At 48.9% G+C, this 13,469-nt stretch carries 13 protein-coding genes and 1 riboswitch; of the genes, 9 read left to right on the top strand and 4 right to left on the bottom strand.

Annotated elements, in window-relative coordinates:
* Both FAY32_RS03840 and FAY32_RS03835 read right to left on the bottom strand, forming a co-directional pair.
* The coding region (locus tag FAY32_RS03840; protein ID WP_191988139.1) for a DUF2075 domain-containing protein at positions 1 to 1,305 on the bottom strand (1,305 nt) is incomplete at its 3' end.
* 101 nt (positions 1,306 to 1,406) lie between these two features.
* Positions 1,407 to 1,916: an antibiotic biosynthesis monooxygenase gene (locus tag FAY32_RS03835; RefSeq protein ID WP_143462130.1), complete on the bottom strand. Its 510-nt coding sequence runs from the start codon at positions 1,914 to 1,916 to the stop codon at positions 1,407 to 1,409.
* A 177-nt stretch (positions 1,917 to 2,093) separates the two neighbouring features.
* Between FAY32_RS03835 and FAY32_RS03830 the strand changes: the two genes are divergently transcribed.
* The 6 genes from FAY32_RS03830 (at position 2,094) to FAY32_RS03805 (ending at position 7,248) form a co-directional block, all read left to right on the top strand.
* Positions 2,094 to 2,834 (top strand): MBL fold metallo-hydrolase, encoded by a 741-nt coding sequence (locus tag FAY32_RS03830; protein WP_143462129.1) that lies wholly within the window; start codon positions 2,094 to 2,096, stop codon positions 2,832 to 2,834.
* 261 nt (positions 2,835 to 3,095) lie between these two features.
* On the top strand, positions 3,096 to 3,500 hold the full coding sequence (spxA, locus tag FAY32_RS03825; RefSeq protein ID WP_143462142.1) for a transcriptional regulator SpxA: 405 nt from the start codon (positions 3,096 to 3,098) through the stop codon (positions 3,498 to 3,500).
* A gap of 149 nt (positions 3,501 to 3,649) precedes the next feature.
* Complete coding sequence (locus tag FAY32_RS03820; protein ID WP_143462128.1) at positions 3,650 to 4,375, top strand: adaptor protein MecA; 726 nt, start codon at positions 3,650 to 3,652, stop codon at positions 4,373 to 4,375.
* Between the two features lie 170 nt (positions 4,376 to 4,545).
* Positions 4,546 to 5,349, top strand: coding sequence for an EAL domain-containing protein (locus FAY32_RS03815; RefSeq protein ID WP_143462127.1), 804 nt, complete (start codon positions 4,546 to 4,548; stop codon positions 5,347 to 5,349).
* Positions 5,349 to 5,885 carry a hypothetical protein gene (locus FAY32_RS03810; protein ID WP_143462126.1) on the top strand — a complete coding sequence of 179 codons (537 nt, stop codon included), beginning with the start codon at positions 5,349 to 5,351 and terminating at the stop codon, positions 5,883 to 5,885. Before FAY32_RS03815 ends, FAY32_RS03810 begins: the two co-directional genes overlap by 1 nt.
* Before the next feature lie 37 nt (positions 5,886 to 5,922).
* The gene (locus tag FAY32_RS03805; protein ID WP_143462125.1) at positions 5,923 to 7,248 is read left to right on the top strand and encodes a glycosyltransferase family 2 protein; all 1,326 of its coding nucleotides are present in this window, start codon (positions 5,923 to 5,925) and stop codon (positions 7,246 to 7,248) included.
* A 174-nt stretch (positions 7,249 to 7,422) separates the two neighbouring features.
* Here FAY32_RS03805 and dapF read toward each other — a convergent pair whose 3' ends face one another.
* Together dapF and FAY32_RS03795 are read right to left on the bottom strand one after the other, a co-directional pair.
* On the bottom strand, positions 7,423 to 8,412 hold the full coding sequence (gene dapF, locus FAY32_RS03800; RefSeq protein WP_143462124.1) for a diaminopimelate epimerase: 990 nt from the start codon (positions 8,410 to 8,412) through the stop codon (positions 7,423 to 7,425).
* Between the two features lie 3 nt (positions 8,413 to 8,415).
* Complete coding sequence (locus FAY32_RS03795) at positions 8,416 to 9,786, bottom strand: aspartate kinase (protein WP_143462123.1); 1,371 nt, start codon at positions 9,784 to 9,786, stop codon at positions 8,416 to 8,418.
* Between the two features lie 173 nt (positions 9,787 to 9,959).
* A riboswitch (Lysine riboswitch) is annotated at positions 9,960 to 10,140 on the top strand.
* Positions 10,141 to 10,293: 153 nt separating this feature from the next.
* Here FAY32_RS03795 and lysA point away from each other — a divergent pair.
* The 3 genes from lysA to FAY32_RS03780 are packed head-to-tail and all read left to right on the top strand — an operon-like array spanning position 10,294 to position 13,467.
* On the top strand, positions 10,294 to 11,595 hold the full coding sequence (lysA, locus tag FAY32_RS03790; protein ID WP_143462122.1) for a diaminopimelate decarboxylase: 1,302 nt from the start codon (positions 10,294 to 10,296) through the stop codon (positions 11,593 to 11,595).
* A gap of 18 nt (positions 11,596 to 11,613) precedes the next feature.
* The gene (gene dapD / locus FAY32_RS03785) at positions 11,614 to 12,318 is read left to right on the top strand and encodes a 2,3,4,5-tetrahydropyridine-2,6-dicarboxylate N-acetyltransferase (protein ID WP_143462121.1); all 705 of its coding nucleotides are present in this window, start codon (positions 11,614 to 11,616) and stop codon (positions 12,316 to 12,318) included.
* A gap of 6 nt (positions 12,319 to 12,324) precedes the next feature.
* On the top strand, positions 12,325 to 13,467 hold the full coding sequence (locus FAY32_RS03780) for an N-acetyldiaminopimelate deacetylase (RefSeq protein WP_143462141.1): 1,143 nt from the start codon (positions 12,325 to 12,327) through the stop codon (positions 13,465 to 13,467).
* The last annotated feature ends 2 nt before the right edge of the window (positions 13,468 to 13,469 follow it).

Genomic DNA, 13,469 nt, shown 5'->3' with positions numbered 1-13,469 from the left:
GCCGCTTAAGGCATGGAAAGAAGCTGGCGTCCTCAAAAACCGAGGACGCCAGCTTCTTTTTGTCTGTATTTCAATGCGGTCAGTTATTAGGTGCTTACGCTTACCCAAATACTGACGGAGACGGGGATCGTGGGCATAGAGGTAGAGGCCTTTGACACCACGCTTCATGAGGACATTAACCGAATTGAGAATGAGTCGTTTTTTAATGGCAGTGAGCTCCTGAGCATCGGTGATGTCGTCACGCCGCTTGAACGCTTCAACGTCCGTGTAGCGATCCAAGTGAATTTCTAGTTGATTTTGCGGTGAGAGGGTCAGTGGGGGCCCTAAGATGACGCCCACATAATTGAGATCGAAGCCCTGACAGGTGTAGATCGACCCCACTTCGTCGATTGTCTGCGGCAATTCTGCCCAGGGCGTACTGGTGTAGTTATACTGATCCCATGGCAGGTGAAATTGACCTTCCGTAATATAGTGTTTGCCGCCATCCAAGGTGGAGGGATAACCAGAAGTTGAGACAATTCGTGACAACCCCAGTTGACGATTCTTAGCAACGATTGCGCGGCGCATTTGTTCGGCATCGTTAAAAACGCGCAAGTCGTAGTGGTCGCCAACAGACTGCGGTAAAGGCCGGACTTGGCCGTGGGTGAAATCATTGATCCAAGCGACTAGGTCATCACTGGCCTGCATTCGAAATTGGTGGACTAACCGCACATGCTGATGGGGGTACCGAGCAAGTAGGTGTTCTAAGCGTCGTTCAGTCCAAAAGCTCTTCATGCGGAGAACCTGGGTTTCATCAAAAACGAGGATAATGACTTTAGCAGCAGCCAGTAGCGAGCTTAATTGGTTTTCCCCATAGAAATTATTGTAGTGATCGGGTTGAGACAATAGAAGGTGAGCTTCATCAATGACCAAAACGTCGGCCACGGTTTGTTTCTTCGCGAGTTGATTGATCAACGAGGTTGGTCGTTGAAAGTCTTTTTTTAAGAGGTGGGGTTCCTTGCCGGCAATTTCGCGATAAACTTTAAGTATCTCTGGATGATTGACCAAAAAGTAATTTGTTGTCTTGACTAACGGACTGTTGGATTGGGTTCTAGCCGCTGTTTGTAGCTGATTAAACAGGTGGGCAAGAACCACACTTTTGCCAGTTCCCGCATCGCCATAGATCGTAAACACGGCTGGACCAGCGTCATTGACGTGGGCGGTCGTGAAGGCTAAGATTTGGTCGACCAAGCTCTTCTGATCATTCGTCAGGGGTAACGTGGGGGAAATCTTGTCAGTCGCTGCATTAGAGATCAAATGTCTCAAGTTAACGCCTACTTTCTAAAACAGAATATGCCCATTGTACCGCGAATTGCGGGTAAATGAAAAAAACGTCCGGGAATTGTCCCGAACGCTGAAAATTAAATTTAGACATTAGTATCTGGCTCATCTGGCTTGACCTGGTGATAGTTTGCCGTGTGGAAGTGATTAGCGCTAGTGGCGTACTGATCGATGGGCGTGAAGGCTGCTGAATGCCGCCAGAGGGAGAAGGCTTCACTGTCTACCCATTGGGTCAACAAGACGTATTCACCGGCGTTGTGCGCTTTGGTTAAGACATACATGGCTGTCATGCCGGCTGGGAGAACATTGCTGGCCAATTGGGTCATTTTAGCATCAAAAACGGTCGCAGTATCGTGGTCAAAGGTGAAGTAGGCAAAACTAAAGAAGCCAAGCCAATCACGAGCGCCCTGATGTAGTTGAACGCGATAGTCCAGACCACCGGTAAAAATGGTGGGTTCATCACTAACATCTAGAAGTTGTAGGCCTTCGTCGTCCCCAGCATTTTCCATGAGAATAAGCTGGCGTTGAGGATTGCGAGCAATGATCTTGGTGAGCAGATCTCGGGTACCGAACGTTAAAGATAATCTATGAAGCATACTGACCCCTCCTAACGAATGCGGACAGACTGGGTAATTTATCAAAACACTTAGCAATTAATCCAGTCGTTGCTAACTACCTTCATTATAAGGGTTTCTGATTAAAAAGCGAACCGTTTACACGTTGTGTTTTGCGCGCTACACTGGGAATATGACAAATGAGAAAGGGTGGTTACAATGCAACTAACGATTTTAGGCTGTTACGGGGGGTATCCACATAACGGCGTAGGAACCAGCAGTTATTTACTGACTAGTGGGGACTATCATCTCCTATTAGACTGTGGTTCGGGGGCCTTGTTAGCACTGGAAAAGGTGTTAGATCCGCTGCAATTAAACGCGGTGTTGTTGACGCACTACCATCACGATCACACGGCTGATGTGGGTGTCTTACAATATCTCTGGCAGTTGGCCCCTGGGAAAAAGGCAGAACCAGTCCTGCCAATCTACGGGCACACGGCCGATCCACTTAACTTTGGCAGTCTAACCTGGCCCAATGCCACGGTCGGTCAGGCATATCACCCGAACGAGACGCTGGAACTCGGTCCGTTTAAAATTGATTTTTTGCCCACACATCATCCGGTACCGGCCTATGCACCACGGATTACTGAGATTAAGACGGGGGCGACCTTAGCCTTTACGGCCGATACGGCAGCTTTTGCCGGCATCGCGGAATGGTCACAAGGCGTTGATGTGCTCTTAGCCGACACGAACTTTTTTGCCGACCATCAGGGCACAGCTTGGCACTTGACCTCGACGCAAGCGGGAACGTTAGCGAAACAAGCGGGTGTCAAACGATTATTGTTAACGCATCTGCCACAAACTGGAAGTTTAGACCGGCTACAGCAAGAGGCGCAGGCTGCGGCTGGCGAAGCAATCACGGTGGCAGTGGTTAAGCCTCAATCTATATATAATATCTAATCGTTTTTATTCGTTCAAAGTTAATTGCTTGTCATCTTTTTATGGGCGTAACCATTGCTATCAGTCTCTAATTACCCGATAAATAGGCGTATAGAATAATATTGTTTATTAGTTTAAATTACAAAAAGACTTCCCTTTTGATAAAAAACTAGTATAATATAATTATTAAATAATTTATACGCCGTACAGGCCACTAAGGCGCTGCATCGGTTATTGACCACAATAGCCGAATCGTTTGCTAATGAGAGGGAGGAAAAGATGATGACAGTTATGCTCTATACATCACCCAGTTGTACGTCTTGCCGTAAGGCTCGGTTATGGTTTGAAGAACATGGAATTGCGTATCGGGAACAGAATATCTTCTCCGAGCCCTTAACGATAGCTGAGATTAAATCAATCTTGCGGCTAACAGAAAACGGAACGGAAGAGATTATCTCTCGTCGATCCCGCGTCTACCAAGAATTGACGGTCGATCTGGACGATTTACCACTACGCGACCTGTATGAGTTGATTCGCCAACATCCGGGTATCTTGCGCCGGCCAATTATGGTGGATGACAAGCGACTTCAAGTTGGTTTTAATGAAGAAGAAATTCGCCGTTTTCTACCGCGTGAAGTTCGCGCACTAGAATTGGAACGGGCACAACGCCTGGTAAATGGTATCTAATAAGCTTAATTAGTTGCATCTGACCGGATTTGTGAGAAAATATTACTTGCAGTCCGGTTTTTTTGTTATGATTACTTTACAAGTAACTAAAAATGACTAGAATGAAAATCAAGGACAATACCCAAACCCACGAGAAAGGGGTGTTATTCATGGAAATGGAACGAATCAATGAGAACACGATTCGAGTGGTTATCGGTAACGACGATCTCAGTGAACGCGGTATTACCGTCTTGGATCTACTGGGTAACCACAAACAGATTGAAGGCTTTTTCTATAGTATTTTAGAAGAGGTCGATGTTGACCACCAATTTCAAGATAACGATGCGGTGACCTTCCAGGTTTTGCCAAATCGTAACGGTCTGGAATTATTTATTAGTAAGAACGTAGACGAGGATGACGTCACAGATGATAACGGTGCCGATGCCAGCGTCGACAGTGATCACCCCGATCAAGTGTCGGATCAGATTAAGGAGCATTTGTTGGAAAAGGACGACCAGAAAGATTTCTTCTCTAATTTCAAATCGCAGGCTAGTGACTCCAACGATATCGAAGACTACTTGAACGATGATGGGCAGCCAACCACGACACGAGTGGTGAAGCTCCATTCCTTTGAAGATATGATCAGTTTAGCGCGCGTGTTGCACCTTGAAAATGCGGCTTCTAATCTGTACCAATATAACGGAAACTATTACTTAGAATTAATTTTCTTTGTGAACGAGTCCTCAAAAGAATCCATCAAGGATGAATTGGCGGTTGCGTATGAATATGCGGATCGTACCAAGGTCGCGGCTGACGTACTTGCTGAACATGGAAAATTAATTATGGAACATTCAGCACTGGAACTTACGCGTTTCCATTTTATTGGGAACAATTAGACGCTTGGCAGATGGAAATCTGTGGCTGAGTAGCACGTCTCTATATTTCCTAAGCGCTGAGTAAAACGTTAATCAATGAACATCAATGGGGGGATTTAGACCTATTGGTGTTTTTTTGACGATTAATGGTGTGAAAAATAGTCACAGTTATGGACTGGGAGTGATTGGCAATGTCTCTAGCTCAACTTGAAGCGGTTCTCTTGTGGATGACGGGTATCATGGCGGTCATTGTTGTGGGAACCATTGCGATTTATTATTGGTACTCACGGAAGAGCAGCAATAATTATTTAGAGAATCATGAGCTTGAACTCCGTTACTTTATCCAGAAGCAAGTCGACTTTCGGGGAAATACCACCGGCTACGAGTGCCTGTTACGACAGCACAACGCCGACGGGTCTTGGTCGCTCCCACAGCAGCTAGATTCATTACTGTTACAGCGGGTGATTTTTTTGTTAGAGGATACCTTTAAAGCCCTGCCAGTAGAGCCAATCACGTTGTCTATCAACTTAGAGTATGATCAAATCATCAGTCCTGATTTTCACTATTTCGTTCGTTGGGCAATTTCGAAGATTACGCCAATGAATTTAGCCGTTGAGTATACCGCGGATCACGTCGATGGGCGAATCAACCGGCGTTTATTTACGAAACGGATTAAGGAAGCACGGCAGTATGGGATGCGGTTTGACGTCGATAATGTGGGGTCTACGCTGAGTAACCTGAGCAATATCGAATGGTTGTTGCCACAAGTCGACTCGCTTAAATGTTCCATGCGAAGCTTTCGTAAGGAAGACCCGTCCGTTTGGCTCGACTTGAATTTGCAGTTTTGGAATAAACTTTCTCAGGACAATCACATTCAGTTGATTTTGATGGGCATTGAAGATGAAGCGGACGAAAAGCTCGCTGAACAACTTAAAATTCAGGTACGACAAGGCTATCACTTTGGTCGCCCTGTGAATCCTCGGGAGGAATCGTAATGGCACAGCAGACACGACAAGCAGCCGAAAAACAGTCGGAACAGGAACGGCAGCAGCTTTACACCGATGCTTACTTTGAGAAGGGGCATTGGGGCCTCAAAGTCTGGCAAACCGTGGTTGCCATTTTGGGTTGGATTTGCGTTATTGTTCCGATCGTGGTCACCGTGCTTTCTTTTTGGTCGGCCTATGATCCCCGAGTTCCCCACATTTGGACGTATCAAGAGGGAATTTTTGAAATTAAGTTTATCGGCGTGCTGCTGCTGTTCGCGTTCGTGGTGGTCTCTTTATTTGCTGTGGGGATGACGATTATTCAGAACCGTAAGCGTGACCGGGTCGTTGAGCAGTGGCCCACCTTTAACCCCATCAATCAACAGAAACGGGAGAGTGAGCTAGATCGGTTTATGACGGACCGATTCGGTGATCAGAAATTTCGTGAGAATGTGCGCCACTACCAGGTCAAACCAGAGCAGAACTTGGATACTGATCAGATTCATGACTTGTATGCCAAGCATGATTTAAATGATCTGGATGAATAAGCAAATAGCTCATCAGAAAAAGGAGAATTAGCGACTCGTGTGGAATATCTTTATCGATAGTGTTTTAAAAGCAACTCTGGGACAAACGATTCTCAACATATTTCTGCTGATCCTCTGCCTATATCCGGTGGTGGGGTCCTTTTTCTGGTTCGCTGGAGCGCTGTCCTATCGTTTCTTAAAAACTAACAAACGGGACAGCGACTGGTCACCCATTCTCCCGAGTAAACAACCAATGATCACGATTATGATTCCAGCTCACAACGAAGAGGTCATGATCGAGGAGACCATCACCTATCTATTTGAAGAGTTGAATTATGATAATTATGAAGTCTTGGTCATGAATGATGGCTCGACCGACAAGACTGGGGAGATCATTACCCGACTGCAGGAGAAGTATCCACGGTTACGGACCGTTGAGATTCTCAAAAATAAAGGAAAGGCCCACGCCTTCAACATTGGGATGTATTTTGCGAAGGGCGAGTATATCCTCAGTAATGATGCCGACACGATTCCCGAACCGGACGCTTTGATGAAGTATATGAATTTCTTCATGCGCGACCGGGATATGAATACGTCGGCCGTGACGGCAAATATGGACGTACAGAATCAGTCAACGTTATTGGGTAAATCGCAGACGGTGGAATTTTCAAGTATTGTGGGGGTCATCAAGCGTAGTCAGACCGCCATTAACGATTCAATGTACGCTTATAGTGGTGCTAATACCCTGTATAAGAAGGACTTCTTGATTGACGTGGGTGGCTTCCGGCAGAACCGAGCAACCGAGGACATCAGCATTGCTTGGGACCATCAGATGCTGGGGGCCGTGCCTCGATTTGCCCCGAACGTTATTTTTCATATGAACGTCCCAGAGACCATTAAGGATCTTTATCATCAGCGTAAGCGCTGGGCACAAGGTGGTACCGAGGTGTGGCTGACCAATATTAAGAAATTTTTCCGGCATCCAATCGCGCATCGTTATCAAATTTCGATGTTTGTCGACTCAACGTTGTCCATCATTTGGTCGTTCTTCTTTACGATCACCTCCGTGGCATTTATTGCGATGATGCTGTATTTCCTGGTTACGGGAGATTTCGAGCGGGTCTTTCACGGCATCGTGATTTCCTTTATCTTCGTGACCTTCGAGCTGTTTGCAGGCTTTATGCAACTGATTGCAGCGCTCCTACTCGACCACCGGGGAGCTAAACTGAAATACCTGATTTTTGCGCCCCTGTACATGCTTTTCTATTGGATGGTCAATCCGGTGACGGTGGTGATGACCTTTATTCCAGCGCTCAAGACGATTCTTGGTTTTGGGTCGGGGACGTGGGTCAGTCCGAAGCGCAAGTCGTTGCATAAGGACTAAAGCCAGGGAGAATTTTCGTTACTATTCATCAAATTATTAGTAAATTCATCTAAACGATATCACTCAAAAATCGGCGTTTTCAGACTCTCATAAGGTCTGAAAACGCCGATTTTTGCCTCATGAGGGTATCGAAGTGCACCCAACCGCTTTGGGCTTTACGCGCTTCTTTAGGGGTTACAAGGTGAGCTGCTTCACATGGTGAATAAAGGTCTGATAAGCAGTTTCTTCACGGGTTGTTGCGATGAGTGCTGTGGAGAATTTTCCTGCGCGCAAGTCGTGTTCATCAAGGGTGAGCTTAGCCGAAAACGTGGCGTTGCCAATCAGGTGCAAGGTGCTGGTTGCCGGTGTTTTTCCTAAGGTGACGTGTGTTTTGACCAGTCCACCAGGATTCAAGACAACGAGGTCACTGGCTGGGTCAAACAGTGTCGGGTATTGCATGGCAAAGGCCAGACTGGTTGCGGACATGCCGGTCCCACAGGCATTGGTAAAGCCCACTCCGCGCTCATAAGTCTGGACGAACAACCGGTTGGGGCCAAGGACTTTGGCGAAGCTCACGTTGACCCCCTCTGGGAAGTAAGGGTTAGGTGCGTTTAAGCGCTGCCCCAGCTCACCTAACACGTTCGAATCGAGTTGGTCGACAAAGCTGATCAAATGGGGATTAGGAACGGCAATGGCCGTGAATGTCTGGTGATCGACGAACTCTGGGACGGCAGTATTGAAAAGTTCTGGTCGTTGATGATAGGCAAAAGGGAGGTTAGCGGCGGCCATGGAGATGGGGGCAATTTGAACGCTAAATGCTGGTACGTTAGGTGCTAGGTCTGCCGACCGAATCACACTGAGGGTGGCTTCTGGAGTGGCAATTTGAAACTGGGTCTGACCTGATTTCTCAGCCAGGTAACGGCTGACGGTCCGGAGACCATTGCCACACATCTTGGCTTCGCTACCATCGGCGTTGATAACGCGCATGGCACCCAGACACGTTGGATTAGCTGACGGCGCGATTACAAGTAAACCATCGGCTCCTCCTAGAGGCCCCGTTTGCGGGTGGCAAAGCTGACGAGCAATCCAGGACAATTCAGTGGTGGTCAGTGGTTGCGTGAGTTGGGTTTGATCAAGTAGGAAAAATTGGTTCTCTGAGCCGTGAGCTTTAATCAGGGTCAACATGGGCTATACCTCGCTTTTTACAAAAAATGTGTCGTAGATGTGGCGGACGGCGGCGGGCGCATCCTTGCGTTGGGTGCCAATCATGATTGAAATGCGAGAGGCCCCTTGATTGATCATGTGAATCGCAATGTTATTTTGGGTGAGTGAGTCAATAATTTTCCCCATTGTATCAATCGTGTGGGCAATCCCTTCGCCAACGACCATGATAATGGCATAATCGTCGATCCACTCCAGGTAATCCGGGTGGAGAGTGGTACGAATATCGCGGCAAAGATGGTGAATAGTTGGTGGGTCTAATTTACGCTGGTCGAAAATAATGGTGAGGTCGTCGATTCCGGATGGCATATGTTCATAGGAGAGGCCGTATTTCTGAAAGATTTCAAGCAATTTGAGCGTGAAGCCGACCTCCTTATTCAGCAGGTAACGGTGGAGGTAGAGCGCCGAGAAACGGTCCGAACACGCGATGCCCGTGATGGGATTAGCCGGGTTAAAGAGAAATTGTTCCGGAACGATCAGGGTTCCCGGAGCGGTCGGATTGTTGGTATTTTTCACATTCACCGGGATCTGACCCTGAATAGCGGGGATGATGGCTTCGTCTTGGAAGACCGAAAAACCAGCATAGGAGAGTTCCCGCATTTCACGGTAAGACATCTTCGCAATCATGGCTGGATGGGACACAATGCGGGTGTCGACCGTGAAGATGGCGTCAACGTCGGTAAAGTTCTCGTAAAGGTCGGCTCGAAGCCCCCGACTGAGAATGGCACCGGTAATGTCTGACCCACCGCGGGCAAAGGTGGAAATATCGCCGGTCTGACTGTAACCAAAGAATCCGGGGAAAACGATGCGGACGTTTGCGGGAAGTTGCCAGCTCGCCAGATTGGCATAGGTGGCAGGCAGCACACTGGCATCATTAGGGGTCCCGCTGACGAGAAAGCCAACCGTCTGGGGATCCACAAATTTTGCGGGAATCCCTTGCTGATTCAAAATGGCGGTCAATAAAATAGCGTTTAACAATTCGCCCTGAGCTTTAAAGGCGGCCAGCAGGTAGTCCTGGTCCGTGAACGACTTGGTCGTGAGCGCACAGAGACGGTTGGTGAGGGCCGTCATAACGGCAGTGTTCAGTTCAAAGTAGTCGCTGATGGCTTGATAGCGGGTGAGAATTTGCATGACGATTTTATCCGTTTCATGATGGGCGATGACTTGTTGTGCGTATTGAATCAGTAGGTCCGTGACTTTAACGTCCGTGGGAGTTCGCTTTCCCGGTGCGGATGTGACGATCACACGGCGTTCCACATCCGCGTTGATAATTGAAACGGCCTTAGCTACTTGGACACCAGTGGCCAGGGAACTACCGCCAAACTTAATGACTTTCACAGGAATCACCTCGAAAATAGGTTTAGAAGCTACAGTTATTTTTAAGGGCAACTTTAACAGCTGTCAAAATTAAAGCAAGCGATGAAAGTTGGATTCAGTTCGTAAAGTTAGAAAACAGCGCGAATTCGCGACCGATGTCTTGACGCTCTAAGTGAATTGCTTTACCCTGATGTCAATATCTAAGAGGTTGCAACCAACAACAGTACGTCAGGGAGTCTCTGAGTGGACCATGAACTGGCGGAAAGGGGCGGTTGCCGAAGCACCAGTTGACTCAGCGGCTGGTAGTTGGGCCGTCGATCCAATAGATCACGGACTGTCGTAGCAAGATGTCTGCTACGGGGAGCTTACGACGAATTCGATTCGGACTGCGAAGTTCTAGAATCTCCTTGTTTGTAAGCAAAGAGATTCTTTTTTTATCCGTACGATGGGAAAAAACAAGCTTAGATTAAGCAAGCCTGCTAGAAAGCAGGTCTTGGTCAGACAGAAACGAAAGGAAAGGTGAGGCGAATGACGACCCAGGGATTACAAGCGAACGAGCAGGGCCACTTGGTTTTGGGTGGTGTTGACACCACATGGTTGACACGGGAATACGGAACCCCCTTAGTGGTCTATGATGTGACGACGATTCGACGCCAGATTCAGGAGTTTCGAACCGCTTTTGAACGGAGTGGGTTGCGGTATCAGATTAGCTATGCCAGTAAGGCTTTCGCAGCGATTGCCATGTATCAGGTCGTTGACGAAGAGGGCCTACACGCCGATGTCGTTTCTGGTGGTGAGCTCTATACCGCACTGCAGGCAGGCTTTCCGGTCCGTGACCTTAGTTTTCACGGCAACAACAAGTCACTAGCTGAGCTCGAAATGGCCGTTGAGAACCACGTTGGTGTGATCGTGCTCGATAATTTTCACGAGATCGACCTGTTGCAGCGGGTGCTACTGGCACAACAGACTAGTTGTGATGTCATGTTACGGTTGACGCCGGGAATCACCGCGCATACGCACCGCTACACGCAGACGGGACAGATCGATAGCAAGTTTGGTTTCGATGTGGCATCCGGTCAAGCCACCCGGGCGCTACAAAAAGTCTTGGCCATTCCCCAAATGAATATGATTGGAATTCACGCGCACATTGGGTCACAAATCTTTGGGGTGACTGGTTTTGAACTGTTAGTACGAAAGTTAATGGCGATTTCCGCCCAGTGGCGCGATCAATTGGGCGTTATACCTGACATTTTAAATCTGGGCGGTGGGTTTGGCATCGCCTATACAGCGACAGACAATCCGCTGAGTCCCGCCGATTTTGTCCAACAGATCACCTCAACACTACGGGAACTAGCGAATCAATATCAGTTGCCGTTACCGGAAGTGTGGATCGAACCGGGTCGGGCGATCGTCGGGCCGGCCGGTTACAACTTGTACACGGTAGGGTCGCGGAAGGACCTTCCCGATTTGACAGCTTATCTCAGCGTTGATGGGGGGATGGGTGACAATATCCGACCGGCCCTGTATCAGGCCCAATACAGCGCCGTTTTGGCGAATAAAATGAACGAACCGCTGCACGAGACGGTTCATTTAGCCGGTAAGTATTGTGAGTCGGGTGACATTTTAATCGATCAGCTGGGATTACCACGGAGTGAGCCAGGTGATCTGGTTGCCGTCTTGGATACGGGGGCCTACGGTTACAGCATGGCGTCCAACTACAACCGCAATCCCCGTCCCGCCATCGTCTTCGTTGAGGAGGGACGCACAAAGCTGGTGGTACGCCGAGAAACATATGCGGACCTCGTTCGATTGGATAGGCACTATGAGTGATTGAGGGGGAAAACGAACATGCAGAAAATGACAGCAACGGAAATCATTCAGTACATTGGTACCGCTAAGAAAGAAACCCCAGTCAAAGTCTACCTGCAGGGCACGCTGAAGCCAGCGGTCGTTCCAGCCGGCGTGAAATGCTTCGCCACACCCGGATTAACGATTCTGATTGGCGACTATCAGGCGATTGCACCGTTACTGGCCGATCGACCAGCGGCAACCTATGACCTGGAAATTAGCGCACGTCATTCAGCCGTCCCACTACTTGATACGAAAGATATTAATGCACGGATCGAACCGGGGGCTGTGATTCGAGATCAGGTTGAGATTGGGGATAATGCCATCATCATGATGGGAGCCATCATTAACATTGGGGCAGTTATTGGCGCCGGTACCATGATCGATATGGGGGCCGTCTTGGGTGGCAGAGCCACGGTAGGTCGCGATTCTCACATTGGTGCCAATGCTGTTTTGGCAGGGGTTATTGAGCCCGCTTCAGCCATGCCGGTGCGGATCGGCGACCGGGTCACAGTCGGTGCCAATGCAGTCGTCCTTGAGGGGGTTCAAGTCGGGAATGATGCGGTCGTTGGTGCGGGGGCCGTGGTGACGAAGGACGTGGCACCTGGAACTGTCGTGGCGGGTGTTCCGGCACGGATTGTCAAGGTCAAGGACCACCAGACCACAGCGAAGACGCATATTGAAGCGCAATTAAGGGAGTTGTGAGCCATGTTGACTGAAGCCCAATTGATTCAGATTCGGCGGCACTTACACCAGATTCCGGAGCTGGCTTTGCAGGAAACGGCCACCCACGCCTATTTACAACGGGTAATCGAGACACTGCCCCAGACCTATCTGACCGTGACAACGGCGTCCAACCTACCGACAGCGTTATTGGTTCGAGTCCAAGGGCGTCAGCCCCAACGAACGATTGGCTATCGAACCGATATCGACGCCTTACCGGTTACGGAGACAAATGACCTGCCTTTTAAATCGCAACATCCGGGGATAATGCACGCTTGCGGCCATGATATTCACATGACGGTGGCCTTGGGCCTGCTCAGTTATTTTGCTGAGCAACAGCCCCGCGACAACCTCGTCTTCTTTTTCCAGCCTGCGGAAGAAAGCGAGAGTGGTGGCAAATTGGCTTATGATCGGGGATTGCTGACGGGGGACTTTCACCCTGATGAGTTTTATGGGCTCCACGACAATCCGGATTTGCCGACAGGCACCATTGGTTGTCGATTAGGAACGCTTTTTGCTGGGACCAGTGAGGTCAACGTGACCATTCACGGGACGAGTGGGCATGCGGCGTTTCCACAGAAGGCCAATGATGCTATCGTGATTGCGGCCAGCCTGATTATGCAGCTCCAGACCATTGTGGCTCGTAATGTGGACCCAACCGCTTGTGGGGTGTTGACCATTGGTAAACTTACGGCGGGGACGATTCGTAATGTGATTGCTGGGGAGGCCCAGCTAGCGGGCACGATTCGCGGCCTGACGCAGGACATGATCAGCTTTATTCAGCGGCGAGTGCGGGAAATTGTCGCTGGCGTTGCTGTGACGTATCACGCGCAGATCGACGTGACGTTTAATCAGGGTGGTTATTATCCAGTTGAAAATAACGCGCCGTTGACGACTAATTTTATTCAATATATGCAAGCGACCCCAGACGTTGACTTCCAGACGACTCCGCCAGCAATGACGGGGGAGGACTTTGGCTACCTGTTATCCAAGATTCCGGGGACCATGTTTTGGTTAGGCGTTGCTAGCCCAGGTGGACTACACGCCGCTAATTTTCAGCCGAACGAAGCCGCGATTTTTCAAGGTGTGACCGCGATTCGTGGATTTTTATATAATCGTATGACCCAATAAAG

Source organism: Levilactobacillus enshiensis (genome assembly GCF_007115095.1).
GTDB lineage: Bacteria > Bacillota > Bacilli > Lactobacillales > Lactobacillaceae > Levilactobacillus > Levilactobacillus enshiensis.
The sequence above is the reverse complement of the archived record's forward strand: the minus strand, read 5'-3'. Positions and strand labels throughout refer to the sequence as shown.

Excerpts from the sequence above, each read along its gene's own strand:
- FAY32_RS03830 (WP_143462129.1), top strand. The coding sequence starts at position 2,094 with ATGCAACTAACGATTTTAGGCTGTTACGGGGGGTATCCACATAACGGC.
- spxA (WP_143462142.1), top strand. The coding sequence starts at position 3,096 with ATGACAGTTATGCTCTATACATCACCCAGTTGTACGTCTTGCCGTAAG.
- FAY32_RS03810 (WP_143462126.1), top strand. The coding sequence starts at position 5,349 with ATGGCACAGCAGACACGACAAGCAGCCGAAAAACAGTCGGAACAGGAA.
- FAY32_RS03820 (WP_143462128.1), top strand. The coding sequence starts at position 3,650 with ATGGAAATGGAACGAATCAATGAGAACACGATTCGAGTGGTTATCGGT.
- FAY32_RS03815 (WP_143462127.1), top strand. The coding sequence starts at position 4,546 with ATGTCTCTAGCTCAACTTGAAGCGGTTCTCTTGTGGATGACGGGTATC.
- dapD (WP_143462121.1), top strand. The coding sequence starts at position 11,614 with ATGCAGAAAATGACAGCAACGGAAATCATTCAGTACATTGGTACCGCT.
- dapF (WP_143462124.1), bottom strand. The coding sequence starts at position 8,412 with ATGTTGACCCTGATTAAAGCTCACGGCTCAGAGAACCAATTTTTCCTA.
- lysA (WP_143462122.1), top strand. The coding sequence starts at position 10,294 with ATGACGACCCAGGGATTACAAGCGAACGAGCAGGGCCACTTGGTTTTG.
- FAY32_RS03835 (WP_143462130.1), bottom strand. The coding sequence starts at position 1,916 with ATGCTTCATAGATTATCTTTAACGTTCGGTACCCGAGATCTGCTCACC.